The sequence below is a fragment of the Burkholderia sp. WSM2232 genome (genome assembly GCF_000472545.1).
Taxonomy (GTDB): domain Bacteria; phylum Pseudomonadota; class Gammaproteobacteria; order Burkholderiales; family Burkholderiaceae; genus Paraburkholderia.
In genome coordinates this window covers 1-24,329 of the sequence record NZ_AWZV01000035.1, presented here as the reverse complement: position 1 = coordinate 24,329, position 24,329 = coordinate 1, and the positions used below count along the sequence as shown (strand labels likewise).

Annotated in this window: 17 protein-coding genes; 12 read left to right on the top strand and 5 right to left on the bottom strand. The window is 64.4% G+C overall.

All coding sequences use genetic code 11. From position 1 onward, the window contains the following. Positions 1–127: 127 nt before the first annotated feature. Positions 128–1,750: a methyl-accepting chemotaxis protein gene (locus F757_RS0125955; protein ID WP_027213931.1), complete on the top strand. Its 1,623-nt coding sequence runs from the start codon at positions 128–130 to the stop codon at positions 1,748–1,750. Between the two features lie 121 nt (positions 1,751–1,871). On the opposite strand, the gene F757_RS0125950 is transcribed toward F757_RS0125955, so the two are convergent. Both F757_RS0125950 and F757_RS0125945 read right to left on the bottom strand, forming a co-directional pair. Beyond that, positions 1,872–2,075, bottom strand: coding sequence for a cold-shock protein (locus F757_RS0125950; protein WP_006047528.1), 204 nt, complete (start codon positions 2,073–2,075; stop codon positions 1,872–1,874). Positions 2,076–2,313: 238 nt separating this feature from the next. Beyond that, positions 2,314–3,420 carry an AGE family epimerase/isomerase gene (locus F757_RS0125945; RefSeq protein WP_027213930.1) on the bottom strand — a complete coding sequence of 369 codons (1,107 nt, stop codon included), beginning with the start codon at positions 3,418–3,420 and terminating at the stop codon, positions 2,314–2,316. A 207-nt stretch (positions 3,421–3,627) separates the two neighbouring features. On the opposite strand from F757_RS0125945, the gene F757_RS0125935 reads away from it, so the two are divergent. From F757_RS0125935 to F757_RS0125905, 7 genes are all read left to right on the top strand, one after another. Beyond that, positions 3,628–4,314 carry an MgtC/SapB family protein gene (locus F757_RS0125935; RefSeq protein ID WP_027213929.1) on the top strand — a complete coding sequence of 229 codons (687 nt, stop codon included), beginning with the start codon at positions 3,628–3,630 and terminating at the stop codon, positions 4,312–4,314. A 129-nt stretch (positions 4,315–4,443) separates the two neighbouring features. Beyond that, positions 4,444–6,165: a hypothetical protein gene (locus tag F757_RS0125930; RefSeq protein WP_027213928.1), complete on the top strand. Its 1,722-nt coding sequence runs from the start codon at positions 4,444–4,446 to the stop codon at positions 6,163–6,165. A 179-nt stretch (positions 6,166–6,344) separates the two neighbouring features. After that, positions 6,345–6,653, top strand: a complete 309-nt coding sequence (locus tag F757_RS0125925) for a hypothetical protein (RefSeq protein ID WP_027213927.1) — start codon at positions 6,345–6,347, stop codon at positions 6,651–6,653. A gap of 207 nt (positions 6,654–6,860) precedes the next feature. Next, on the top strand, positions 6,861–7,019 hold the full coding sequence (locus F757_RS36315) for a hypothetical protein (protein ID WP_167450680.1): 159 nt from the start codon (positions 6,861–6,863) through the stop codon (positions 7,017–7,019). Between the two features lie 431 nt (positions 7,020–7,450). Beyond that, entirely contained in the window at positions 7,451–7,756 is a 306-nt protein-coding gene (locus F757_RS0125915; protein WP_027213926.1) for a hypothetical protein, read from the top strand. A gap of 156 nt (positions 7,757–7,912) precedes the next feature. Then, the gene (locus F757_RS0125910) at positions 7,913–8,863 is read left to right on the top strand and encodes a 3-hydroxyacyl-CoA dehydrogenase family protein (RefSeq protein ID WP_084531039.1); all 951 of its coding nucleotides are present in this window, start codon (positions 7,913–7,915) and stop codon (positions 8,861–8,863) included. A 63-nt stretch (positions 8,864–8,926) separates the two neighbouring features. After that, positions 8,927–9,538, top strand: a complete 612-nt coding sequence (locus tag F757_RS0125905) for a flavin reductase family protein (protein ID WP_027213924.1) — start codon at positions 8,927–8,929, stop codon at positions 9,536–9,538. A gap of 173 nt (positions 9,539–9,711) precedes the next feature. Here F757_RS0125905 and F757_RS0125900 read toward each other — a convergent pair whose 3' ends face one another. Continuing rightward, positions 9,712–11,685, bottom strand: a complete 1,974-nt coding sequence (locus tag F757_RS0125900; RefSeq protein ID WP_027213923.1) for a methyl-accepting chemotaxis protein — start codon at positions 11,683–11,685, stop codon at positions 9,712–9,714. Between the two features lie 180 nt (positions 11,686–11,865). Then, positions 11,866–14,187, bottom strand: a complete 2,322-nt coding sequence (locus F757_RS0125895; RefSeq protein ID WP_232221458.1) for a heavy metal translocating P-type ATPase — start codon at positions 14,185–14,187, stop codon at positions 11,866–11,868. A 285-nt stretch (positions 14,188–14,472) separates the two neighbouring features. Between F757_RS0125895 and F757_RS0125890 the strand changes: the two genes are divergently transcribed. After that, positions 14,473–15,897, top strand: coding sequence for a DUF1254 domain-containing protein (locus tag F757_RS0125890; RefSeq protein ID WP_027213921.1), 1,425 nt, complete (start codon positions 14,473–14,475; stop codon positions 15,895–15,897). Positions 15,898–16,157: 260 nt separating this feature from the next. Then, positions 16,158–20,129: a DUF748 domain-containing protein gene (locus F757_RS0125885; protein WP_027213920.1), complete on the top strand. Its 3,972-nt coding sequence runs from the start codon at positions 16,158–16,160 to the stop codon at positions 20,127–20,129. 57 nt (positions 20,130–20,186) lie between these two features. On the opposite strand, the gene pdxR is transcribed toward F757_RS0125885, so the two are convergent. After that, complete coding sequence (gene pdxR / locus F757_RS0125880) at positions 20,187–21,722, bottom strand: MocR-like pyridoxine biosynthesis transcription factor PdxR (protein WP_027213919.1); 1,536 nt, start codon at positions 21,720–21,722, stop codon at positions 20,187–20,189. Between the two features lie 130 nt (positions 21,723–21,852). Between pdxR and F757_RS0125875 the strand changes: the two genes are divergently transcribed. After that, positions 21,853–22,965: an ABC transporter ATP-binding protein gene (locus F757_RS0125875; protein WP_027213918.1), complete on the top strand. Its 1,113-nt coding sequence runs from the start codon at positions 21,853–21,855 to the stop codon at positions 22,963–22,965. 105 nt (positions 22,966–23,070) lie between these two features. Continuing rightward, complete coding sequence (locus F757_RS0125870) at positions 23,071–24,120, top strand: ABC transporter substrate-binding protein (RefSeq protein ID WP_027213917.1); 1,050 nt, start codon at positions 23,071–23,073, stop codon at positions 24,118–24,120. Positions 24,121–24,329 lie beyond the last annotated feature (209 nt).

Here is a 24,329-nt window from a genome sequence, read left to right as displayed (position 1 = left end):
TGGCCGACGTAAGTGCAACGTAAACGCAACGTAAGGCGAACTTTGACGAATTTGACCTTCAGCAAGCAGGCGTGCTGCCGTTAACCCTGACGTAGCTTCCGTAATTCTTTGCATTCAGGTGTTCACGATGTTCAGCAAGATAAAGGTCGCATCCGGCCTGTTGTGTGTTCTGGCCGCGTTCTGCATTTTTCAGCTTGTCACGGTGGGGTTGGGGTTCTGGTCGTTGACGCGCACCCATGACGACGTTGGCGATCTTTCGAACATAGCGCTCAAGCAGGTGAACGCGGTCAACGAAACCACGCAGCATCTGATGGACGCGCGCATCAACCTGTCGCGCGCCGGTACGCGTATGGTGCGCGGCGGCGCCGAGCCGACCGACATCGTCCAGCATGCCCGCGAGCAGCTCGCGGCCGCCGACCAGTCGTTCAACGCCTTCGCGAACGTACCGAAAACCAGCGACGAGAACAGCGCCCGCGCGGCGGCGCTCGGCGAGCGCTACAAAAAGCTGCACGGCGCGCTTACCGAGCTGGCCCAGTTTCTCGACGCGAACAATATCCAGGCGTTTCTCGACCAGCCGACGCAGTCGTTCCAGGACGCTTATCTGAGCGAGCTGCACAACTTCACGCAGTTCGGCAGCGCGGCGAGCCGCGCGTCGCTGGACTCGATCGACACCCGGATGGCGGCGTTCCGCGTCGTCAGCATTGCGATTCTGGTGGCGCTTGTCGGCGGGACCTTTGCGGTTCATCTTGCCTTGCGCCGCGGTGTGGTCGCGCCGCTGGAAGAGGTCGGCCGCCACTTCGAGCGCATTGCGCAAGGGCGTCTCGATCAGCCTATCGCCGCGCGCGGCACCAACGAAATCGGCCGGCTTTTCTCGGGCCTCGCGAAGATGCAGGCCAGTGTCGCCCGCACGGTGCAGACCGTGCGCGAATCCGCCGACTCGATTCATCTGGGCGCCGATGAAATCGCAACAGGCAACGCCGATCTTTCCGCGCGGACGGAGAATCAGGCGGCATCGCTTGAAGAAACAGCATCCAGCATGGAGGAACTCACCGCCACGGTGCGTCAGAATGCCGACCACGCGCGCGAGGCCAATGCACTCGCCGAGACCGCGCTCGAAGCGACGTCGCGCGGCAGCGAAGTGGTGGATAAGGTGGTCGACAAGATGCGCGGCATTGCGCAGAGTTCGGACAAGATCGCGGAGATCATTTCGGTGATCGACGGTATCGCGTTCCAGACCAACATCCTCGCGCTGAATGCGGCCGTGGAGGCGGCGCGTGCGGGCGAGCAGGGTCGCGGTTTTGCGGTCGTGGCCGGCGAAGTGCGCGGTTTGGCGCAGCGCAGCGCGCAGTCGGCGAAGGAAATCAAGACGCTGATCAGCGAGTCGGTTGCAGAGATTCAGGGTGGTTCGGCGCTGGTCGAGCACGCAGGCGAGGCAATGAGCAACGTGTCCGCGTCCATTTCGCGCGTCACGCAGATGATGGCGGAGATCAGCGCCTCGTCGCTCGAGCAGAGTACCGGCATCGAGCAGGTCAACCAGGCCGTGGTGCAGATGGACGAGATGACGCAGCAAAACGCGGCGCTCGTTGAGGAAGCGGCAGCAGCGGCGGCTTCGCTGCATCAACAGACGCAGCAATTGAAGGAGGCGGTTTCCGTCTTCGAAATTTCGGAGTCTGTGTTGCGCACACAACAGTTCGATGAAAACCCGCCCAGATCTGCGCAATTTGCGTTGTCGCGGATGCGCGCGATTTAAATTGTCTGCGCTCAAAAATCAGGCAGCGGGAAAAAGAAAATGGCCCGCAAAAGCGGGCCATTTTTGTATTGGACGCGAGCGCTCAGGCTTGCGTCAGCCTACCTCGTCGTACCGTGGGTACTTAGGCCGGCGTGATGTTCGCAGCTTGCTTGCCCTTCGGGCCTTGCTTCACTTCGAACGACACCTTTTGGTTTTCCTGCAGGGACTTGAAGCCGCTGCCTTGAACTTCCGAAAAGTGTGCAAAGAGGTCTTCGCCGCCGTCGTCCGGCGTGATGAAGCCAAAGCCCTTTGCATCGTTAAACCACTTCACAGTACCTGTTGCCATTTTTGATCCAGTAAATGTTGTGTATTGCATTCGCACCCGCTGTTTCTCAACCCGAGATCGAGCGCGAAGTACGAGTTGTATCACGTCTTTATGACGGACGCCAATCAAGCCGTATTCGGGTATTCCCCGGCTTCGGTGTTTTTTTGTCCTGGCAAGCGTGAAAAAACCCGCTTTTAATGCCAGGGTTAACCATTTGGCATAAAAATGCCGCGCGCCTTCAGCGCCGGCCTTGCCCGCTTCAGGCAGGCAAGGCTTCAAAAGCCGTGGCGAGGTGATAAGGCGTGGTCGACGGCATATCGGCGCGCGCGACCTCGCCGCTCGCCGTTTTGCATTCGAACCAGCCTTGCGGCCGCAGAAAGCGCTGCCGGAACAGTTCCATTTGCCGTGGCAAGACCGCGCGCACGGCCGCTTCGTCGTGGCTCGCGAGCGCGCGCAGATATTCAGTTTGTGCCCAGATGCGCTGAATCGGGTCTTTGATGCTTCCGTCTTCTTCGAGTGACGCGACCACGCCGCCGGTTTGCTGGTCCACGCCGAAGCGCTGCGCAAACTCGAACCCGCGCGCGAGGCTTTCCGCCAGACCCGAGCCCTCGAACAGCCCGCCCGCCTGCTTGACCAGCCAGAACCACTCGAACTGATGCCCGGGTTCCAGGCGATTGTCTGCCGTGCCGACCGGCAATTCGGCGATGCAACCCGAAGGCGCATGCACGAAGTGGCCAGCGACCGCACCGGCGAGGCGCCGCAGCGCGGCGTCGAAAGCGTTGTCGCGCGTGGCCTGGCGGGCGGCGAGCCATGCTTCCGTCAGATGCATCAACGGGTTCTGGATGGGCGTGCCGGTCACTTCTGCGAAGTCCGTGCTGAGCGCGGCGTTGAAGAGATCGCCGGGGGCGGCAAAGCGCGTTTGAATGAGCGCTGACGTGCGATGCACGATCTCGAGCGCGTCCCGGTTGCCGGAGCGCCGGCCATATTCGGCACATGCGAACACGACGAACGCATGCGTGTACAGGTCCTTGACGGTGTCGAGCGGGGCGCCGTGCTCGTCCACGCTATAGAACCAACCGCCGTGTTGTGGGTCCTGAAACGTGTGCGTGAGCGAGTCGAACAGAACCTGCGCATGGGCGGCGTCGCCGGCCTGCGAGAACACGAACAGTTGACGCGCGCACGCCATAGCCCGGTAACGCTGGACCGGCGCGGGACGATGATCTTCACCGAGTGCCTCATATGGCAAGCTGAGCGCGGTGTTAAAGCCCGCGTTGCGCCACATGGGCAGGATCACGCCGTTAAAGTGATCGCGCAGTGCGGCGGCGAGCGCGATCGTCGAGGCGGCGTCAAGGTTCGGGCTGGGCATAGTCAAATTCAAACGCGTTGATTCGCAGCGCCCGTGAGCGGGCCTGATTCCGGCGGCCGTGCGGGCGCGGCGGCGCACACAGGTATGCCACCTGGCGAACCGGCCGCAGCAGCGACAGCACGCGGCTTAGCATAATGCAAACGGATGCGTGCCGGCGCCCGAAATGAGTGAGGAAAACGCTGCAAAAATTTCAACAAGGAGAGAACGATGCTGGGTAATCTCGAACTCATCTCCCGCCTGGTGTTTGCGGCCGCGCTCGGCAGCGTCATAGGCTTCGAGCGCGAGCGGCTGTCGTGGGCGGCCGGCTTGCGCACTCACATGCTTGTGTGCGTGGGCTCGGCGCTGATCATGATCGTGTCGGCCTACGGCTTTGCCGACGTGCTCGGCGGCGAACACGTCGTGCTCGACCCTTCGCGGATGGCGGCCCAGGTTGTCTCCGGCATCGGCTTTCTGGGCGCGGGTTCAATTCTGCTGCGCGGCGAAATCGTGCGCGGGCTGACGACGGCGGCGAGCCTCTGGTCGGTCGCGGCCATCGGGCTTGCGGTCGGCGGCGGGCTTTATACGGCGTCGATCGCAGCGACCGTGATCATTCTGATCATCCTTGCGGGCATCAAGCCGCTCGAGCGGCGTTTCATTACGGTGAAGCAGCGGCGCCAGGTGACGATGCTAGTGGAGCGCGGCGCCGTGACGTTTCACTCGCTGCACGACGAACTGGGCGCGGCCAGCTCGCGCGTCAAACAGTTCGTGATGCAGCAGAACGACGAAACGCCCGAATGCGACGAGGTGATGATCACGCTGCATCGCGTGTCCAATGTCGAATATGAGGCGATTTGCACGCGCTTGCGTCAACTGCGGGGCGTGAGGGAGTTCCGGCAGGACGACGCGGCCGGTTGAAACGGAAAATCGTCGGCGAATGGCTTCGGCGGCGGTGGACGCCATGCGACAATGCGGTCTCGAAAAATTCCAATGGCATTGACGAGCGGTGCCGGCGCCCGCTCCCCGGCGACCACCGCGTTTTTCTCTATGGCAGATTCCGCAGTATCCAAGCAGTCCGGGCCTGAGCGCGCCGCTTCGAAGAAGCGTCGCCAGGCCACCGTCTCCACCGAAACCGAAAAGAAGCTGGCGCGCGCCGCGCGCTCTGCACAACGCCTCGCGCAACTGAGCGACGTCTCGCGCGACGACAGCACGCTCGACCTGTTCCCCGACGATCCCACCCGCGCCACGCTGGAAGCGATGAATATCGACATCCGCCAAGGGACGCTGCACGGCTTCGAATTGCCCGATGTGGTGCTCGCGGCGGTCGGCGCGCTGGATACGGCTGCTGACACCGCATCGCTCGATGCAAGGACCGGGCGCCGCTCGCCGCGCGCTGCAAGAACCGATGAGCCGGCCGCGGTCCACGCGCAATTGAGCGGGCTGGAGATCGAGCCGTTGCCGGCAGAGGCGGCGGCCGCGGCGCACGAACCGTCGGCCGGAGGCATCGCTGACGCGGGCCACGCAGCGACTGCGCCGCTCACGCCCGCGATGGCGGCCGCCACGGTGGCGCGTAGCATCACCGCGCTGCGTCAGGCCGCGGACCGGAGCGCCGCCGAGGCGGCAGAAGCGACTGGGTCGCGCAACGGCGCAAGGCCGGTGCAGCCGGTGCAGCCGGTGCCCGTGAAAGGGCGCGGCGAAGCGGCGGCCGGTGGGATGAGCCGGACTGACCGGATGCCAGCGTCGGCCGCGGGCCTGCCGGGTGAATCTGTGACGCTGGACACGGAACGGAGGTTGCCGCGCGAGGTGGCTGCTTCGGCGACGACCGATGCGAAAGTGCGACCGGCGGCGGCATCGGCGGTGATCACGGCGACGGACACAGAAGCGTCCGGCACGGCCGCATCGGCAGGCGTGGGTTCGGAAGCGCCCGCCTCGGCGGCATCGGCGGAAAGAGTTATAGGAGTGCCCGGCTCGGCGGCATCGGCAGGAGTGGGTACAGGAGCGCCCGGCCCGGCAGCATCGGCGGGGAAAGTTATAGGAGTGCCGGGCTCGGCGACATCGACGGGCGTGGACACAGAAGCGCCCGGCTCGGCAGCATCGGCGGAAAGAGTTATAGGAGCGCCCGGCCCAGCGGCATCGGCAGCAAGGGGTACAGGAGTGCCCGGCCCAGCGGCTTCGGGAGCAAGGGGTACAGAATCGCCCGGCCCAGCGGCATCAACAGGAAGAGGTCGAGAAGCGCCCGGGTTGGCGGCACCCGCAGGCGTGCGCACAAAAGCGCACGAAGCGCGACGCCCGGAAGCCGCCTCACCAACCGCGCCGGAACTCGACCGGGCGCGCGCGACGGCCTTTGCGGACACCGTCGACGCGTTGTACGGCGTGATCGCCGACCAGCGCCGCGCGGCCACCGATCATTCGCGCCGCATGAAATGGATGCTGTCTATTGTGGTCGGCGCGCTGCTGATGACCGTCGCAATTGGCATCACGCAAACCGTGCTTCTAATGCGTCTGACGCGCGAGACGACTGCACAGCAGCATCGCGTCGAACAGATGATGCAAAACCAGCAGGCCGCAATGTCCAGTCTGCTCGACACCCAGATGGCGATGGCCAATGCCGCCGCTCAGGCCGCCGCACAAGCCGCTGCACCCGGGGCCGCGCTGGCGCCGGCGTCCCCGGCATCGCAGCAGGCGGCCGCGGCGCCGGCGTCCTCCAGCGGCAAGCGCGCGGTCCATGCACAGCGCATTCACAAGTCGAAAACGGCCACCACGCGTTAGGAGTGCGCGCTGCCTGCCGGGCCGGCTGCAGCGCTCTCTCACCACCTCCCTCCGATAGATGCCGTAAGGCAGGCGTCGCCTGCCGCTCGTCGCAAGCCCGATGGGCCGCTCTACACTCTGCATGCTGCTGCCGCGACGCCGAATCGGACACGCCAGCGCCTCATTCCGCCGAAGCCAACATGCCGACTAGCGAACACAAATATTCCATTGAAGACCTGATCGCCGCACTCCTGCGCGACCAGGGCATACATGACGGGCACTGGGCGTTGAACGTCGAGTTTTCCGCTACGGGCGCCGCCGTCAAACAGCAGGAGCAGCCGGCACGCACGCTGCCTGGCCTGATCGTGTCCGTCAATAGCGCCACGCTGGCGGCCGCCGACCCATCGGCGCAAGGTGCCGTCGATGCGGCCGTCGTCAATCCGCGCAAAACTGCGGTGGCGAGGCGGCGCGCATCCAACCGCAAGCTCACGCCGCCCACCCTTCAATAGGCACAAGAGCCGCCGGCATGCCGGCAGCCGCCCGGCTCCCAAGAAACGGGGACGTTGTCATGTTGCAACGCAGTATGGCCTTTGTCCCATCTTCCAAGGCGCTCTTTCCCGTTTATGCTGCATTGCACTAGCTTTTGACTAGGGAAAACCCTATAATGCTTCTTAAGGGAAAACCCTAGCAATTGCAGCAACTAACCGGGAGTCGCCATGAGCTTCATCTTTGCATTGTTCCAAAAGGTCAGCGACCTCTTTGCGTCGCCCCACCTGCCGCTGGACGCGGACTACTCTTACGCGGCGCGTGCCCGCGAGGCCGAGCGCCAGCGTAAGGCGCAAGCTACGCTGTTCGGCATCAAGCTGACCGACTGATAGCAAGCAGTCCAACCGGCGTGCTAGTACCGCCGGGTGCGCACAAGAAGTGCGCGAGCATCAATTCGAGCCACTGCCCGCGAGAGCGTGCGGTGGCTTTTGTTTGTCCGGCGCGGAGGCCAACTCCGGGCCGCCTATTTTTCGGCTTATCAATAATTTCCCGTCCGAAATGGATGTAACGGCGGCTGACACGATCCTCTGGCGACCCACCCGCGTCCAATCCGGCAAGCGTTGACCGGCGGGCGTCCTGAGAGAAAAGACGGTTCCGCTATCCGCCCCTATCTTTGAAATGCACGCTTACAAGTGCTCACGTCTTCGTGCGGTTGGGGTCGTTAAAGTGGGTTCCAGACGCGCCGCATGGTGTGCGGGCCCGGAAGTCCGGGCCTGGACCAAGCGGCGTGGGCGTGATCCAACTTTGATGGGAGAGAACCATGAAAATTTTCAACAAGACATCGCGAACCGTTCTCGCAGCGTTGCTCGCCGGCGGCGCCATGCTGGCTGCAGGCGGCGCATCCGCTCAGGAACGTGTGATCGTCGACCACGGCCCGGCGCCGGTTGTTTATGGCGAGCCGCACATGATGCCGGTGGGCGTGTCGATCGATATCGGCTGGCACGGCGATCGTTATTACGACGGCCACCGCTACTGGAGACATGACGAGTGGATGCGCCACCATCCGCACGACTACGATCCGCGTCATCATGGCCGGGACGAACACCGTCCGCCTCCGCGCTACTGATCTGCCCGTGCCCCGCGCCGCTCTACCCGTCTACGCGGCGCGATTCCGGCAAAGCCGGCTTTTCCGTGAGAGAGCCGGCTTTGTCGCATTTGGCATGGCGCCTGCACGGGCTGCGCTATGCTTGAATGCTTTCATGGATGTGAGCGAGGGAACCCCGTGAACCAGGCAGACAAGTCAGTTGGCACAGCAAGCGCAGGAAATGCAGTGATAGGCGTGGTAGGCACGGGGCTGATGGGCGTGGGCATAGCGACGCAAAGCGCATTGCACGGCTTTCGGACGGTGGTCCACGACGTCGACCCGGCGCGCCTCGCGAGCGTCGCGCCGAAAGCGCAAGCGGTGCTCGACGAACTCATCGACGCCGGCCGTATCGGCCCCGAGGCAAAGCAGGCGGCGCTCGCGCGCATCGAGACGCACGCGGAACTGGAGGTCATGCGCGCCGCTGATTTCGTGATCGAAGCGATTCCTGAGGTGCTCGAACTGAAGCATCGCCTGTACGAAAAGCTGACGGTGTTGCTTGCCGATCACGCCATTCTCGCCAGCAATACGAGCGGATTTACTCCGGACCAGCTCGCCGCGCCGTTGCGAGCCAAAGAGCGCTTTGTCATCGCACATTTCTGGAACCCGCCGCACATGATTCCGCTTGTGGAAGTGGTGCCTGGAAGCGCGACCGGGTCCGACATCACCACAAAAACCGCCGCGTTGATGAGCGCTATCGGTATGGAACCGGTAGTCCTGACCAAGGCGATTCCAGGGTTTGTCGGCAACCGTCTGCAGTTTGCGGTATTGCGCGAGGCGCTGAACATCGTGCGCTCGGGCGCGGCGACGCCGGAGGTGGTGGACCGCGTCATGAAGGCGTCGCTCGGGCGCCGCTGGGGAATCGTGGGTCCGCTGGAAGCGGCGGACATGGGCGGCCTGGATACTTTCCTCGACATCTCGACGCATCTGATGCCCGAACTTGCAAAAGACGAAGACGTGCTCGACCTGCTGCGCGAGCAGGTCGACGCCGGGCGCGTGGGCGTGCGCAGCGGGGCCGGATTTTATGACTGGGACGACGTGCATCTCGCGCAAGTGAGCGAAGGGCGCAAGCGGGTGATTGGGCGAGGGTAGAGCCCACGCCGCGCCGGACTCTGCGGTATAACTGTTCGTTATTCTTTCCCTTGCTCCTAGCGAATGTCTCATTACTTCTACGATCCCGCGGCTGGCCACAATCTGCCGCACGATCCTTTCAAGGCAATCGTCGCCCCGCGTCTGATTGGATGGATCGCTTCGCGCGACACCCAAGGCACGCTCAATCTCGCGCCTTACAGCTTTTTCGGCGCATTTGCGACCTTTCCGCCGATCATCGGTTTTTGCAGCGAAGGGCGTAAAGACAGCGTCTCCAACATCGAAGCCACCGGCGAGTTCGTCTGGAATCTCGCGACGAAACCGCTTGCGGAGCAGATGAACCGCTCGTCAGCGCCGGTCGCGCCGCATGTGGACGAGTTCGAACTCGCGGGGCTCACGCCCGCGCCTGGGCGCAACGTGCGGGTGCCGCACGTTGCCGAGTCGCCGGCCGCGCTCGAATGCAGGCTGCTGCAGGTGGTGCGCCTGCACGATCTGGACGGCAGGCCGATGGACAACTATCTGTCGCTCGGTCAGGTGGTGGGCGTGCACATCGACGAGGCGTACCTCAAGGACGGCCTTTTTGATACTCACGCGGCGCAGCCGATCATGCGCGCCGGTTATCGAGCGGATTACGCGGAAATCGGCGAGATGTTCCAGATGTTCCGGCCCACCGCCTAGGGCGGTGGGCGCTGCGAAAAGCGGCGCGGTTCAGGCACGCGGAAAGCGCGCCAGAAGACAAGCAGGAGCGCTAGCCGGCGCACGCTTCCTGAACGCGAGCCGGGCATGCTCGAAGCCGCTCGCAAGTCCGCCCATCACGCCCTTTACCGCCCTTTACCGCCGCTTACCGCCCTTTAGCGCCGTTCGTTTTCCAGCTTGAACACGCTGACCACTTGCGCCAGACGCGCCGCGTGATCGCGCAGTTCGGCGGCGGCCTCTTCGGCCTGGCCGACAATCGTCGCATTCTGCTGCGTCGCTTCGCCAATTTGCGTGACGGCGAGGTTGACCTGCTCGATGCCACCCGACTGCTCGCGCGACGCGACGCTGATTTCCGCCATGATCGCGCGTACCTGGCCGACCTGCTGGACGATGCCTTGCATGGTGCTGCTGGCCTGCTCGGCGATCTGGAAACCGCTTTGCACGGTCGTCGTCGATTCGGCGATCAGACCTTCGATCTCCTTCACCGAAGCTGCGCTGCGCTGCGCGAGCGCGCGCACTTCGGAGGCGACGACCGCAAAGCCTTTGCCGTGCTCACCCGCGCGTGCTGCCTCGACGGCCGCGTTGAGCGCAAGAATGTTGGTCTGGAATGCGATGCCTTCAATCACACTCGTGATCTCGGCGATTTTCTGCGACGAGCGGCTGATGTCGCCCATTGTCGACACCACACGTTCCACCGCGCGGCCGCCTTCGAGCGCCGCGTCGGCCGCGCGCGTGACGAGCGTGTTCGCCTGCGTCGCGTGATCGGCGTTCTGCTGCACCGTGGACGTGATCTGCTCCATGCTCGCCGCGGTTTCTTCCAGGCTGCTTGCCTGGGTTGCAATGCGCGAGGCGATATGGCCGCTGCCCGTGGCGATTTTCTCGGTGCCTTCCGACATATCGGTCGACGCGCTGCGCACTTGCGAAACAATGCGCGCGAGACCTTCGCCGATGCCGTCTATCGAGCGCATCAGCCGGCCGATCTCGTCGCCGCGCCGGCTTGCGCTCTCGGCGACTCGCACGCTCAGGTCGCCTGACGCAAAGCGCTCCGACGCCTTGACGGCTTCTTCGAGCGGCCGGCTGACGAGGCGCCGCACCGCCAACAGGAACACCACCGCGAATACGCCGACCAGCACGAAGCCCGCGACGAGGAAACGATTGCGCGTCGCGTTGATTTCTGCCATCACTTCGTCGCGCGGCGCGACCCCGCCCACCAGCCATTGCCACTCGGGCACGGTGACGAACGAAACGAATTTGTCGCGCGCGCCTTGCTCGCCGAGCGTGGCGTCGGCGGAACTGTATTCGAGCCGGCCTTCCTTCATGTCGAGCATCTGCTGATACGGCGCGTTCGCATTGTCCGCGGCCTGGCCGGCCGCAGCCGGATGGACGATCAGCTTGCCGCGATCCGCGCCTTTCGACGCGTTCACCACAAAGTAATAGCCGCTATCGCCGATCTTCAGGTTGCGGATGCCGTCCTGCACCTGCTGGATTTCCTGATCGACGTTCACGCCGACAAAGAGCGCGCCGATCACGCGGCCGCTTGCGTCCGTCACCGGACGGTATTGCGTGATCCAGCGTTTGCCGAACAACGCAGCGAGCCCGGTGTACGTCTTGTTGGCGACGAGAAGTGCATACGCCGGTCCGTTGCGATCGAGCAGCGTGCCGATTGCGCGCGAACCGTCCTGTTTTTTCAGCGACGTCGTGACGCGCACGAAGTCGTCGCCGGTGCGCGCGAAGATGGTGGCCACCGCACCGCTGCGTTCCAGAAACTGGTCGGGAATACTGAAGTCCATGTTCAGTACCTTGTCGCCGGCTTTGAACACGGGCGTGGCCACGCCGTTCACGTCGATTTTCTGCGTTTCGTCGAGCGTATAGGTGCTCGGCAGGAAGCTCGCGAACAGCGAGGTCGAGCGGTCCACTTCGGCGGACAGCGCCTTGTCGAACAACGTGATCATTGCGGCGATCGAGCGGTCCTTTTCTGCGATGCGTTCGAGCACCTGGTCGCTGACCTGCTTGCCGGCGCTGCGTGTCAGCGCCCACGTAAAGGAGGCGAAGATCAACGCCACCAGCACGCATGACAGTACGGCGAGCCGGGCGCCGACGCTGGCACGGCGTAAAGAGAGAAGTTCCATGGGCGTGTGTGGAGTGAGAGGGACTAAGCATGCCGGGTGCTCAGGCACTTTCCGGCATCGTGGCTTGTTTACGGCCGCTGGTAACGGTTCCTTTAGCAAGCTGTAAGCATTCGTGTTGTTGCGGCGCCCTTCCCACGCCCAGCGGCGCCGCAGCCGTGCTTCTAGCGTCCTGGCCGCGTCTTAGCGCTTTGCCTTCCACGTGCGCAGCAGTAACGCGTTCGTCACCACGCTCACGCTTGAGAACGCCATGGCGGCGCCTGCCACCATCGGATTGAGCAACCCGAATGCCGCGAGCGGAATGCCGACCAGGTTGTAGACGAAGGCCCAGAACAGGTTCTGCTGGATCTTGCGCCAGGTCTTGCGCGAAATGTCGATCGCGTCGGCTACGAGCGCCGGGTCGCCGCGCATCAGCGTGATGCCGGCTGCATGCATGGCGACGTCGGTTCCGGTTGCCATGGCAATGCCGATGTCGGCGGCGGCGAGCGCGGGCGCGTCGTTGATGCCGTCGCCGGCCATCGCCACAATGCCCGCGCTGCGGATTTTCAGGTCGCGAATCACGCGGGCTTTGTCGTCGGGCAGCACTTGCGCGTGATATTCGTCGATGCCGAGCGCTCGCGCGACGCTCGCCGCGCTGCCGCGATTGTCGCCGGTGACAAGCACGCTCTTCACGCCCATTGCCGAAAGGCGGGTGACGGCGGCGCGCGCGCTCGGCTTCACGGTGTCGCCGAATGCCATGAGCGCGAGCGCGGCGGGCGTCGACGCATTGCGTTGCATGAGCCAGGACACGGTATTTCCCGCCGCCTCGAGTTCGCGAGCCCGCGCTGCGATTTGCGGCGACAGTTCAATGCCGAGTTCTTCGAGCCAGCGCGTGCTGCCGAGCGCAAGCGTACGGCCTTCGACTTGCGCTTCGACACCGCGGCCCGCCACGGCGCGCGCGGCGCTCGCGGTGAGCGCCGGCGCTTTGCCCGCCGCCTCGTACGCGTTGACGACGGCCCGCGCGAGCGGATGATCGCTCTGGCGCTGCACGGCGGCCGCCAGAGCGAGCGCCTCGTCGCGGTTCATGTCGCCGACCGGTTCGAACGCTGTCACCGAAGGTTGGCCGATGGTCAGCGTGCCGGTCTTGTCGAATGCCACGATAGTCACGCTATGAGCGGTTTCGAGCGCTTCGGCGTCCTTGATCAGCACGCCGTGCCGCGCCGCGACGCCCGTTCCGGCCATGATCGCGGCCGGCGTGGCCAGCCCGAGCGCGCACGGGCAGGCAATCACCAGCACGGCGACCGCGTTGAGAATCGCGGTTTCGCCGCCCGCACCCGCCAGCAGCCAGCCGATCAATGTGAGCGCCGCAATCGCCAGAATCGCCGGCACGAAGATTTCGCTGACGCGGTCGACCAGCCGCTGGATCGGCGCTTTCTCGGCTTGCGCGCTTTCCACGAGTCGAATGATCCGCGCGAGCGTCGTTTCGGCGCCTATCGCGGTGGTGCTCACGGCAATTGCACCCTCGCCGTTGATGGAGCCGGCGGTCACCGCATCGCCCACCTGCTTGGCCACCGGCAGGCTTTCGCCGGTAATCAGCGACTCGTCGATGTGAGTGCGGCCTTCGAGCACCGCGCCGTCTACCGGAACGCGTTCGCCCGGTCGCACGACCACGACGGTGCCGACCTGCACTTGCGCGAGCGGCACCTCGCGCTCGCCCGCGCCGACTCGAATGCGCGCGCTGTCGGGCCTTAGCGCCTGAAGCGCGCGGATCGCGTCGGTGGTCTGGCGCTTTGCGCGCGCCTCGAGCCATTTGCCGAAGCGCACAAGCGTGATGACGACCGCCGACGCTTCGAAATACAAATGCATGGTGTCGTTCGGATGGCTCGCGAGCTGATAGACGCTGATGCCATACGCCGCCGACGTGCCGAGCGCTACCAGCAGGTCCATGTTGCCCGCGCCGGCGCGGACTGCGCGGTAAGCCGCGCGGTAGAAGCGCGCGCCGAACACGAATTGCACGACCGACGCGAGGCCGAATTGCGGCCAGGCCGGAAGCATTGCGTGCGCGCCGAACCATTCGGCCGTCATCGGCACGATGAGCGGCAGCGTCAGCAGCGCGCAGAGGAGCACGGCCGCCAGTTCGCGGCGCGTTTCATTGCGTTTGCGCTCGGCTGCGCTGGGCGCGCTCGCGGCGGGAGCGCCCAGCGCGCCGGCGTCGGCGTCGAGAGCGGCGGCGGCGCCTGGCATCGGCGCGGCTTCCGGCGCGGCGACCGGCGCCGCTTCATAGCCGGCTTTCCTGACGGCCGCGATCAGCGCGTCCGCGCTGGTTGCGGCATCGGTCAAATTGACGGTCGCGGTTTCGGTCGCCAGATTCACGGACGCCGCGGCGACGCCCGGCACCTTCGCCAGCGCCTTTTCGACGCGCATCGCGCACGACGCGCAAGTCATCCCGCCGATCTCGAGTTCGGCGGTGCGGGCTGGAGCCGGATTGGCGCCGGTGGGGTGCGCGGCAGTGGCAAGTTCGGTCATGATGGCAATGGCTCGTGGCGGCATGGGCTGCGTAATGAACCCGGTAGAACCCAGTATCGACCCTCCCATGATGGGAAGGTCAAGGGGCTGTGTTCGTCGCGCGGCGACTTTGCTGCAATATGCTATTCACGCCTTTGCGCTTGCCTGGGGAGCGCGGATACGATACAACGCGATGTTGTCGGCGATGCGACGCAATCGGGCCGCGCTGGGTTTGGGAGACCGCGCGAGCACCGTTGCGCCGCGCCGGCGTCTCCCTTTGGACAGCACGTTCCGCCCTCTGAACGAATGATAAAAAATCGCCGAGCAGTGTTTACGAATTACTGGACCTGCGCATCGCTCGCAGGCCTCGCATTCCTGGCTGGTTGCGCCTCGACGCCGTCCACGACGCAAAAGTCCACCGGCTGGATCAAGGACGAAGTCGCCGATTCCTATGTATTCGGCTATCCACTGGTGCTGATGGGCGTCGCGCGCGACGCCGCGGTCGGCACCGAGCCCGGCCGTGCGCCGCTCAACACGCTGCGTCACGCGCAGGCGCTGCCGCCCATCGGCGCGGCCAATCCCATGCTGCCAAGCCTCGACACGCTCGACTCCACCGGCTGGCTGGACGTAGGCAGTGAACCGGTGATCGTCGCATTGCCCGATTCGCGTGGCCGCTATGTGGACGCCCGCGTTCTCGATATGTGGACAAACGTGGTCTGGTCGACGGCGGATCAATTCACGACTCGCGCGAACGGCATCAAGGCGCAGGCTATTGCGTTCGTCGGACCGGGCTGGCAAGGCGACCTGCCGAAAAACGTCAAGCGCGTCGACGTGCCGACCCGCAACGCATGGGTGAGCGTGCGTATTCAGTCGAACGGCACCCGCGACCTGACCGCCGTGCGCAAGCTTCAGCGCGCGATTCGCGTCGCGCCGCTTTCGGTCTATGTGGGCGACACACGCTCAGCGTCGATTGCGCCTGCCCGTAGTGCTGCGGATGCGGCCGCTGGCGCAGTGGGCGCTGCGGGCACGCCTGCCGCGCAGGTCGCCGCGCTCGACGCGAACGGCTTTTTCAACCGGCTCGCGGAAGCGCTCGGCGACAACCCGCCGGCGCCGGCCGATCCGCACGCGCTCAAAATTCTCTCCGATCTCGGCGTGACGCCGGGCGAGCCTGTGAAGCTGCCGGGCGCGGCGGACGCGATCGCCGCCGGTCTCGCCGACGGTCACGAGCGCGTGGTCACTCCTCCGTCGAACCTGCTGACGGGCAATGGCTGGAGCTGGTTCGGCGACGGCGTGGGCAACTACGGTCCGGACTACGCGCTGCGCGCTTACGCGGCCTATGCGCAACCGGGCATCGGCACGAAGGACGACGAAGTGCGCGCGGTCGTGACTCAGGACAGCGACGGCCACGCGCTGAACGGCGCGAATCGTTACGTGATTCGCTTTGCGCCGAATCAGTTGCCGCCGGTGCGTGGCTTCTGGTCGATCACCGCCTATACGAAAGACGGCGCGCTCGGCGAAAGCGCACCGGCCCGGATCGCGGTGGGTGATCGCAACGGCGCGCGCCGCAATCGTGACGGCTCGCTCGACGTGACGGTCTCGTCCACGCGCAGCCGCAGCGGCAACTGGTTGCCGGCGCCGCGCGCCGATCTGCAACTGGTGCTTCGCTTATATGCGCCCAAGCCCCAGGCCACGGACGGCAGCTGGCAACCGCCTGCCGTCGTGCGTCAGTAAATCTGCGCGAGTAGTCGGCCTATGTCCGGCTACTGCGCAAATTTCGAAGCCCGCCCGCGCGGTCCGTCAAACGATCGCGATAAAAATAGAATAAGGTCGCGACAGGATCGCAATAAAAGACGCACGCGCGGCTCCGCCGCGCGGGTAATTGTGTAAGCACGGCTTACATTTCTATCCCCGGAAAGATTCACGACTTATACTGCCGCTTGCGGGATTTTCGTGTCGCGGCGGGCTTGCCGCCGCATTATCCAGAACCAGGCATGGCAAGCATCAACAAAGCATCAATCGCCTCTTCCATGCAGACCATGCGCGATCTCGCGCAGTCGCGCCGCACACGTCGCGTCATGACAGGTCTGCTGATCTTTATCGTACTGTTCGGTCTGCTAGGCTTTTTCGCGGCGCCGCCGCTGATTCGCCACGTCGCCGAACAACAGCTCAGCAAACAACTCGACCGGCCCGCAACCATTGGTCGAATCGCGCTCAATCCATACACGCTGAAACTCGAGGCGGACCGCGTGCATATTGGCGAGCGCGGCGGCGCGGGCAGTTTCGTGGATATCGAACGGCTTATCGTTCAGCCGTCGTGGAGTTCGCTGTTTCGCGCGGCGCCGATTATCGACGAAATACAGCTTGATTCGCCGCGCTTTCATATTGTTCGCTACGACGCGCAGCGCTTCAATTTCACCGATCTGATCGAAAAGTTCTCGAAGCAGCCGAGCGCGCCGGACAGCAAACCAACGCTTTTCTCGGTGTCCAACATTCGTCTTGAAAACGGCCAGATCACGTTCGACGACAAACTGCTTGGCGCAACGCATGTGATCGATCAATGGAAGCTCGGCATTCCGTTTATCGCCACCTTGCCGTCCAAAACCGATATCTTCGTCGAGCCGTTGCTGCGCGCGCGGATTGACGGCAGTCCGATCGCTATCGACGGAAAAACCAAACCGTTTGCCGCGTCGCGCGAATCCGAGGTGTCGTTGCGCTTCGAGGGGCTCGACGTGCCGCGCCTTATCTCGTACGTGCCGACCAGACTGCCGGTGATCGTCCAGGCGGGCAAGCTCTCGACGGATCTCAAGCTCAACTTCGTGATGTCGAACGAGGCGCCTACGCTGCGAGTCGCGGGCACCGTCGATCTGAACGACGTCGACGTGCGCGATCCAACGAAGGCGCCGTTTTTTGCGGCCCGCACGATGCACGTCGCGGCGCGCACGCTCGAGCCGCTGAAAAGCCTCTATCATTTCGACGACATTCGTATCGACGCGCCAAGCGCAAGCCTCGCGCGCGACAGGAACGGCGTACTGAGCGTCGAGCGGATGTTCGCGCCCGCGCCCGCGTCGGCGCCTGCTGCGGCGAAGGCTGAAGCGGCAAGCGCGTCGGCAAGTGCGTTAGCGAGTACGCCGGCAAATGCATCAGCAAGTACGCCGGCAAATGCATCAGCAAGTTCGCCGGCAGTTGCGCCGGCGGCATCCGCGTCGGCGGCCACGTCCGCATCGGTGCCGTCCGCCGCGTCGGCGCCGACGTCCGCATCGGTGGCTTCAGCCGCTTCGGCTTCGCAGGCTGCGCATCAAAACGCAAAGGCCGCACCGCAAACCGCACCGCCGCTCGATCTGTCGATCAAACGCTTCGTGCTCAACGACGGCACGGTGAACGTGCATGACGAAGCGGCTTCGCGTCCCGTCGACGCTGGTATGCAAAAGCTGGCGGTCACGCTCACCGATTTCTCGACGCTCGGCACGGCGCCCGCGCACTACACGCTCAACACCAGCTTCACGCGCAACGGCGGCTCGCTCGGCGCGGCGGGCGCAGTGAGCCTGGCCGCGAAAACTGCCAGCGCCAAGCTCGATATCAAGTCACTGAACCTGCCGCTGCTGCAACCCTATCTCGACGCGGCAACGGCGGCGGAAGTGACCGACGGCGCACTTTCCGCGACCGCCAATATCGGCGCGAACTGGTCGAAGTCGCCGGCTGCGGTCATGGTCGCGGATACGCAGCTCGATCTGCAATCGCTGAAGCTGGCGCCGCGCGGCACCCGGCAACCGGTGATCTGGCTTGCGCAAGGCAGCGTGAAGGTCAGGCAAGTCGACCTGAACGCACGCACGGCAGACGTGACGAGCGTCGACACCACGGGGCTCGCCGTCGATGTGCAACGCCTGAAGGACGGCAGCATCAATCTCGCTTCGCTGGCAGGCGCGCATGAGACCGAACCGCAACGCACGGCGATTCATGCGGCGAAGAAGGCGCAAGCCGAAGGTCCGGCGTGGCACTACAAGATCGGCGAGTTGAACGTGAAGGACGCCACGGCCAATTTCACGGACAACACCACGCCGCAGCCGGTCAAGCTCGACATCGCGCCGCTGCAACTGAAAGTGCAGCAGATCAGCGACGACCTGAGCCGGCCGCTGCCCGTCGAACTGCAAGCCACGCTGAACAGGAAAGGCACGCTCGGCCTGAAGGGCGACGTCACCGCAACGCCGCTCAAGGTCGCAGTCAAAGTGAATGCGAACCGGCTGGACGCAGCCGCTTTCGAACCGTACTTCGGCAGCAAGCTGAATGCGACGATTGCAAGCGCGCTGCTCAACGGCAGCGGCGAGCTTGCGTTGAGCCAGGCGAAGTCGTTGAAGGCGGCCTATCGCGGCGACGTTGCACTCGTGGACGTGCGCATGCTCGACAAGGCAACTTCGGATCCCTTTGCAGGCTGGCGCTCGCTCGCGCTTTCCGGACTGAAGGCGGATTACGACGAGCGCGGCACGTCGGTGGACGCCGAGCGTGTGACCTTCAGCAGGTTCTACGGACGCGTGCTGCTGAACGCGCAAGGCAAGCTCAATCTGAACGACGTGGTCGCGCATGAAAGCGGCGCGGCGCAGTCGCTCACGCGCGACAAGAACGCCAGACCCGGCGCGGAACCCGTGCCGCTGACGCCGCCGACAGCCTCCGCCGTCGTGGCGGCCTCGGCACCCGTGGTGGCGTCGGCGTCGGCTCCGGCGTCGTCCGCTGCGCCTGCGCAGCCTGCTACCGTGACCGCTGCGACGCCGCCGCAAAGTCCGGTGAAGCTGCACTTCGGCCAACTGGTCTTGCAGCAGGGCCGCGTGACTTATACCGACAACTTCGTCAAGCCGAACTTCACCGCTAACCTGGTCGGCATTCAGGGCACTGTCGGCGCGTTCGGCACGCAGTCGACGACCTCCGCGCCCGTCGACATTGCTGCGAAGCTTGCGGCCAATGGTCCGCTGTCGATTCGCGGCAGCGTCAACCCGCTGATAGCAAAGCCCGCACTCGATCTGACCGCGACGGCACACGACATCGAGCTGACCAATCTCACGCCGTATTCCGCGAAGTATGCGGGTTATCCGATCACCAAGGGCAAGCTGAACGTCGATCTTCACTACAAGCTGGAGAACGACCAACTGAACGCGGACAACCACCTGTTCATCGATCAGCTCACGTTCGGCGATCACATCGAAAACGACACGGCGACCAAGCTGCCTGTGCGGCTCGCGATTTCGCTGTTGAAGAATTCGCGCGGCGAGATCGACGTCAATCTGCCGGTGTCCGGCTCGCTGTCGAATCCGGAGTTCAGCATCGGCGGGCTGATCTGGCATGCGGTGCTCAATCTGCTGCAAAAAGCCGTGACCGCGCCGTTCTCGCTGATCGCCAACGCGTTCGGCGGCAGCGGCGAGGAGTTGGGTTACGTGGAATTCGAACCGGGCCTGGCGCAATTGACTGACGTCGACACCAAAAAGCTCGACACGATCGTCACGGCGCTCAGTTCGAAGCCGTCCATCCGGATGGACCTGATCGGCCGCGTCGATCCAAAGGTGGACGAGCCCGCCTTGCGAGCGCTTTACGTGGATCGCCTCGTCAAGCAGCAGAAGATCAAGGACGTGGTGGGCAACGGCGAAAGCGTGGATCTGTCGGCTGTGAAAGTGGACGCGAACGAATACGACAAGTATTTGACGAAGGCCTACAAATCCGCGGACTTCAAGAAGCCACGCAATTTTGTCGGCCTGACCAAGAGCCTGCCCGACGACGACATGAAGAGCGCGCTCGCCGCCAACGCACCCATCGACGAGGCGAGCCTGCGGCGGCTCGCACAGCAGCGGGCGCAGAGCGTGCAGCAGTACCTGGAAGGCAAGATCGACAGCAGCCGCGTGTTTATCGTCGCGCCGAAGCTGGACGCCGATGGTATCAAGGATAAAGGCGCCACCACGCGGGTCGATTTCGGGCTCAAATGAGCGACGTCGCCGCGCGGCGTCCGCAAGCCGCCGCCGCGCGCGTGGCGACCGCGCTGTTCAGGCGGCGCGCGTCGGCTTTTTCAGGGCCGTCTGCTCGATAACGCGCGCGAGCGTGTCGAACGCGGGACCGATCCGGTCGTTCGGCACGCACGCATAGCCGAGCAGCAGTCCGCGCCGCAGGGGCGGATCGCAACTGTAATAGCTCGCGAGCGGCCGCACGATGACGCCCGCGTCGAAAGCGGCCGCCGTCACGGCGCGGTCGTCCGCGTGGTCCGGCAGACCGAGCACCAGGTGCAAGCCGGCTTCGTCGCCCATGACAGGCAGTTCGCTGCCGAAACGCGCGGTGATCGCGTCGATCAGAATCTGCCGGCGCTCGCCATACAACGCACGCATGCGCCGCACATGCGAGGTGAGGTGGCCGTCCATGATGAAATCGGTCATCACCGCCTGCTGCATCAACTGCCCCTCGCGATACAGCTCGGCGATGCCCGTGCGGAACGTGTCCACCAGATGCTCCGGCGCGATCATGTAGCCCATGCGCAGGCCCGGAAAAAGCATCTTGCCGAGACTGCCCACATAAATGACCTGGCCCGCGTCGTCCAGACCCTGGAGCGACGCGAGCGGCCGGCTGCCGTAGCGGAACTCGCTGTCGTAATCGTCCTCGATGATCCACACGTTGTGCTGGCGCGCGTATTCGAGCAGCGTGCGGCGCCGCGCGAGACTCATCACCATGCCGAGCGGATATTGGTGTGACGGCGTGACGAGCGCAAGACGCGGCGGCTGCCGCAGATCTTCTTCGCGCGGGTTGAGGCCCTCGTCGTCGACCGGCACCGGCACGAGCGTAATACCCGACGACTGCAGCACGCTGCGCGCGCCCCAATAGCAAGGCTCCTCCACCCAGGCGCGATCGCCGACGTCGGTCAGCAGGCGTACTGCCAGATCGATGGATTGGTGAATACCCGTAGTGATGATGATCTGATCCGGCGTGCAATTCACCGAACGCGCGACGCGTAGATAGTCCGACAACGCGCGCCGCAGTGGACGGTAGCCACCGCCGGGCGCATAGGTGAGCAGATCGGGGTTCGCTTCCTTCCACAGGCGCGCTTGCAGGCGGCTCCACGTTCGCGCCGGAAATTCCGCGACATCGGGCACGCCCGGCATGAACGCGCCCCACTGTTTCGCGGATACCCCGGCCTGGCCGATCAGGCGCCGACCGCGGCTGGACAAGTCGTTCAGATCGCGCTTTCCCGGCTTGTCCTGCTCGTTCGCCGGCCCGACGGCCGCGACCGCCGGCTTTCTGCGCGTGTTGACGGCGGCCTTGTCGGGCTGCGTGTCGGCCACATAGGTGCCGCTGCCGGTGGTCGAGAGCACGTAGCCTTCGGCGGTCAACTGGTCGTACACATGCAGCACCGTATTGCGCGCGATGCCGAGATCTTCGGCCAGGGTGCGGGAACTCGGCAGCTTCGTGCCGGGCGGCAACTGGCCGGCCAGGATCGCCTGCTGCATCAGCCGCAAAGTCTGCCTGTAGAGCGGCTCCCCGGCCGCGCGATCAAGCCTGGCGGCGAGCCAATCCGACAAGATGATCGTGTCCAAGTGGTTCTATCCGGAATAATGAAATGGTTCCATATTGTAGAACCGTAACGGTCTATAGTGGGCCACGCAATTGATGCAGGCCCGCTGTGACGCAGCAGAAGCCGGCCCGACCGCAGAGGAGACTACGGCGATGAAAACGGATGAAGTGATCGTCAGCTTTCGAGGCGTGCGCAAGACGTACGACGGCGAAACGCTGGTCGTCAAACAACTGGATCTGGACATCTATCAAGGCGAATTCCTGACGCTGCTCGGGCCGTCGGGCTCAGGCAAGACGACCTGCCTGATGATGCTGGCCGGCTTCGAATTTCCAACCGGCGGCGAGATCTGGCTCGACGGCACGCTGCTCAATACGGTGCCGCCGCACAAGCGCAACATCGGCATGGTGTTCCAGAACTATGCGCTGTTCCCGCACCTCACCGTCGAGCAGAACGTTGCGTATCCGCTGACGGTGCGCAAAGTCTCCGCCGAAGAGCGCGCGCATCGCACGAACAACGCATTGAAGATGGTGCGCATGGAGAGCTTCGCGAAGCGTTATCCGGCGCAGCTTTCCGGCGGCCAGCAGCAGCGCATTGCGCTCGCGCGGGCGCTGGTGTTCCAGCCGAAACTCGTGTTGATGGACGAGCCGCTCGGCGCGCTCGACAAGCAGTTGCGCGAACACATGCAGTACGAACTGAAGTCGCTGCACGAGAAGCTCGGCGTGACCTTTGTCTACGTCACGCACGATCAGGGCGAGGCGCTGACCATGTCCGACCGCGTGGCTGTTTTCGACAAAGGCATCGTGCAGCAGCTCGATACGGTGGACCGTCTGTACGAATCGCCGTGCAACGAGTTCGTCGCCAACTTCATCGGCGACAGCAACAAGCTGCGCGGCACGATTGCAAACGTGAACGGCGAGTACTGCGAGTTCCATCTCGCCGACGGCACGCGGCTGACCGGCCGCAACATAGGCGGCGCACGGGCGGGAACGCCGGCCATCGCCTGCATCCGACCCGAACGCATGAAGCTCGCAACGGGCAGCCATGGCAACGGGGCCGTGCGGCCGGGCGCCAATGCGCTCGCCGGCGAAGCGCGCGGGCTCATCTATTTCGGCGACCACGTGCGCATGCGCTGCGGTTTGCCGCAGCAGGACGAGTGTTTCGTCAAGGTGCCGCTGGGTACCGACGCGCTCGAGTCTTTCGCGCCCGGCGCGCCTGTCGCACTGGAGTTCGCGCCGGAGCATCTGCGGGTATTCGCGGGGGCGTGAGCCCGCCAAACGCGCGCATGATTGCATGGAGCGGGGCAATCAGCAGCACATAACAAAGTCGCATGACTGAAGCTGGAAACCACCATTAAAGGAGAGCAACTCACCATGAGCAAGATCGGGAAATCGCGCTGCGCCATTGCTGTCGGTGCTGTGGCGCTCGCGCTGGGCGCGGCGCAGGTCAATGCGGCCGAACTGACGGTCGTCAACTTTGGCGGCGCCAACGGGGACGCGCAAAAGGCAGCCTTCAACCAGCCGTTCGAGTCGCAAACCGGCAACAAGGTGACCGCTGTCGAATACAACGGCGAGCAGGCCAAGGTCAAGGCGATGGTGGAGGCCAAGCATGTGAACTGGGACGTGGTGGAAGTTGAGTCGGGCGATATTGGCCGCGGGTGCGACGAAGGGCTGTATGAAAAGCTCGACTGGTCGAAGCTAGGCAAGAAGTCGGATCTGATTCCGGAAGCCCCGCAAACCTGTGGCGTGGGCTTTTTCGTGTGGTCGACGGCGCTCGCGTATAACGCCGACAAGCTGAAAACCGCGCCGAGCGGCTGGGCCGATTTCTGGGACGTGAAGAAGATTCCGGGCAAGCGTGCGATGCGCAAGGGCGCGCGCTACAACCTCGAGTTTGCGCTGATGGCCGACGGCGTCGCGCCGAAAGACGTCTACAAGGTGCTCGCGACGAAAGAAGGCCAGGACCGCGCCTTCAAGAAACTGGACGAGCTGAAGCCGAACATCCAGTGGTGGGAAGCCGGCGCGCAGCCGCCGCAGTTTCTCGTGGCGGGCGACGTGGTGATGTCGACGGCCTATAACGGCCGGATCGATGCCGCGCAGAAGGAAGGCAAGAACCTGAAGGTCGTGTGGAACGGCAGCATTTATGACCTCGATTACTGGGCAATTCCGAAGGGCTCGCCGAACAAGGCGCTGGCCGAGAAGTACATCGCCTATACGCTTTCGTCCAAGCCGCAGCAGGAGTACGCGCACCACATCGCTTACGGCCCGGTGAACGTGGCGGCGATCAAGGGGCTCGACGCGAAGACGCTCGGCAATCTGCCGAACTCGCCGGCCAATGGCAAGAACGCGGTGCTGCAGAACCTGTCGTTCTGGACCGACCATGGCGACGAGCTGGAGCAGCGTTTTTCGTCGTGGGCTTCGAAGTAATTGATGCGATGACGCGCCGCACGGCAAAGCCGTGCGCGCGCGCGGTTGCGTGTGGCAAGAGGCTTTGCATGGGGCCGGAGTAGCGCGCTGAAGCGCGAACTCCGGCCGACAGCCTTGCATGGGGCCGGAGTAACGCGCTAAAGCGCGAGCTCCGGCCGACAGCTTTGCATGGGGCCGGAGTAACGCGCTAAAGCGCGAGCTCCGGCCGA

Excerpts from the sequence above, each read along its gene's own strand:
- F757_RS0125955 (WP_027213931.1), top strand. The coding sequence starts at position 128 with ATGTTCAGCAAGATAAAGGTCGCATCCGGCCTGTTGTGTGTTCTGGCC.
- F757_RS0125905 (WP_027213924.1), top strand. The coding sequence starts at position 8,927 with ATGTCTCATTACTTCTACGATCCCGCGGCTGGCCACAATCTGCCGCAC.
- F757_RS0125930 (WP_027213928.1), top strand. The coding sequence starts at position 4,444 with ATGGCAGATTCCGCAGTATCCAAGCAGTCCGGGCCTGAGCGCGCCGCT.
- F757_RS0125950 (WP_006047528.1), bottom strand. The coding sequence starts at position 2,075 with ATGGCAACAGGTACTGTGAAGTGGTTTAACGATGCAAAGGGCTTTGGC.
- F757_RS0125875 (WP_027213918.1), top strand. The coding sequence starts at position 21,853 with ATGAAAACGGATGAAGTGATCGTCAGCTTTCGAGGCGTGCGCAAGACG.
- F757_RS0125935 (WP_027213929.1), top strand. The coding sequence starts at position 3,628 with ATGCTGGGTAATCTCGAACTCATCTCCCGCCTGGTGTTTGCGGCCGCG.
- F757_RS0125900 (WP_027213923.1), bottom strand. The coding sequence starts at position 11,685 with ATGGAACTTCTCTCTTTACGCCGTGCCAGCGTCGGCGCCCGGCTCGCC.
- F757_RS0125915 (WP_027213926.1), top strand. The coding sequence starts at position 7,451 with ATGAAAATTTTCAACAAGACATCGCGAACCGTTCTCGCAGCGTTGCTC.
- F757_RS0125890 (WP_027213921.1), top strand. The coding sequence starts at position 14,473 with ATGATAAAAAATCGCCGAGCAGTGTTTACGAATTACTGGACCTGCGCA.
- F757_RS36315 (WP_167450680.1), top strand. The coding sequence starts at position 6,861 with ATGAGCTTCATCTTTGCATTGTTCCAAAAGGTCAGCGACCTCTTTGCG.
- F757_RS0125925 (WP_027213927.1), top strand. The coding sequence starts at position 6,345 with ATGCCGACTAGCGAACACAAATATTCCATTGAAGACCTGATCGCCGCA.
- F757_RS0125870 (WP_027213917.1), top strand. The coding sequence starts at position 23,071 with ATGAGCAAGATCGGGAAATCGCGCTGCGCCATTGCTGTCGGTGCTGTG.
- F757_RS0125885 (WP_027213920.1), top strand. The coding sequence starts at position 16,158 with ATGGCAAGCATCAACAAAGCATCAATCGCCTCTTCCATGCAGACCATG.
- F757_RS0125945 (WP_027213930.1), bottom strand. The coding sequence starts at position 3,420 with ATGCCCAGCCCGAACCTTGACGCCGCCTCGACGATCGCGCTCGCCGCC.
- F757_RS0125895 (WP_232221458.1), bottom strand. The coding sequence starts at position 14,187 with ATGACCGAACTTGCCACTGCCGCGCACCCCACCGGCGCCAATCCGGCT.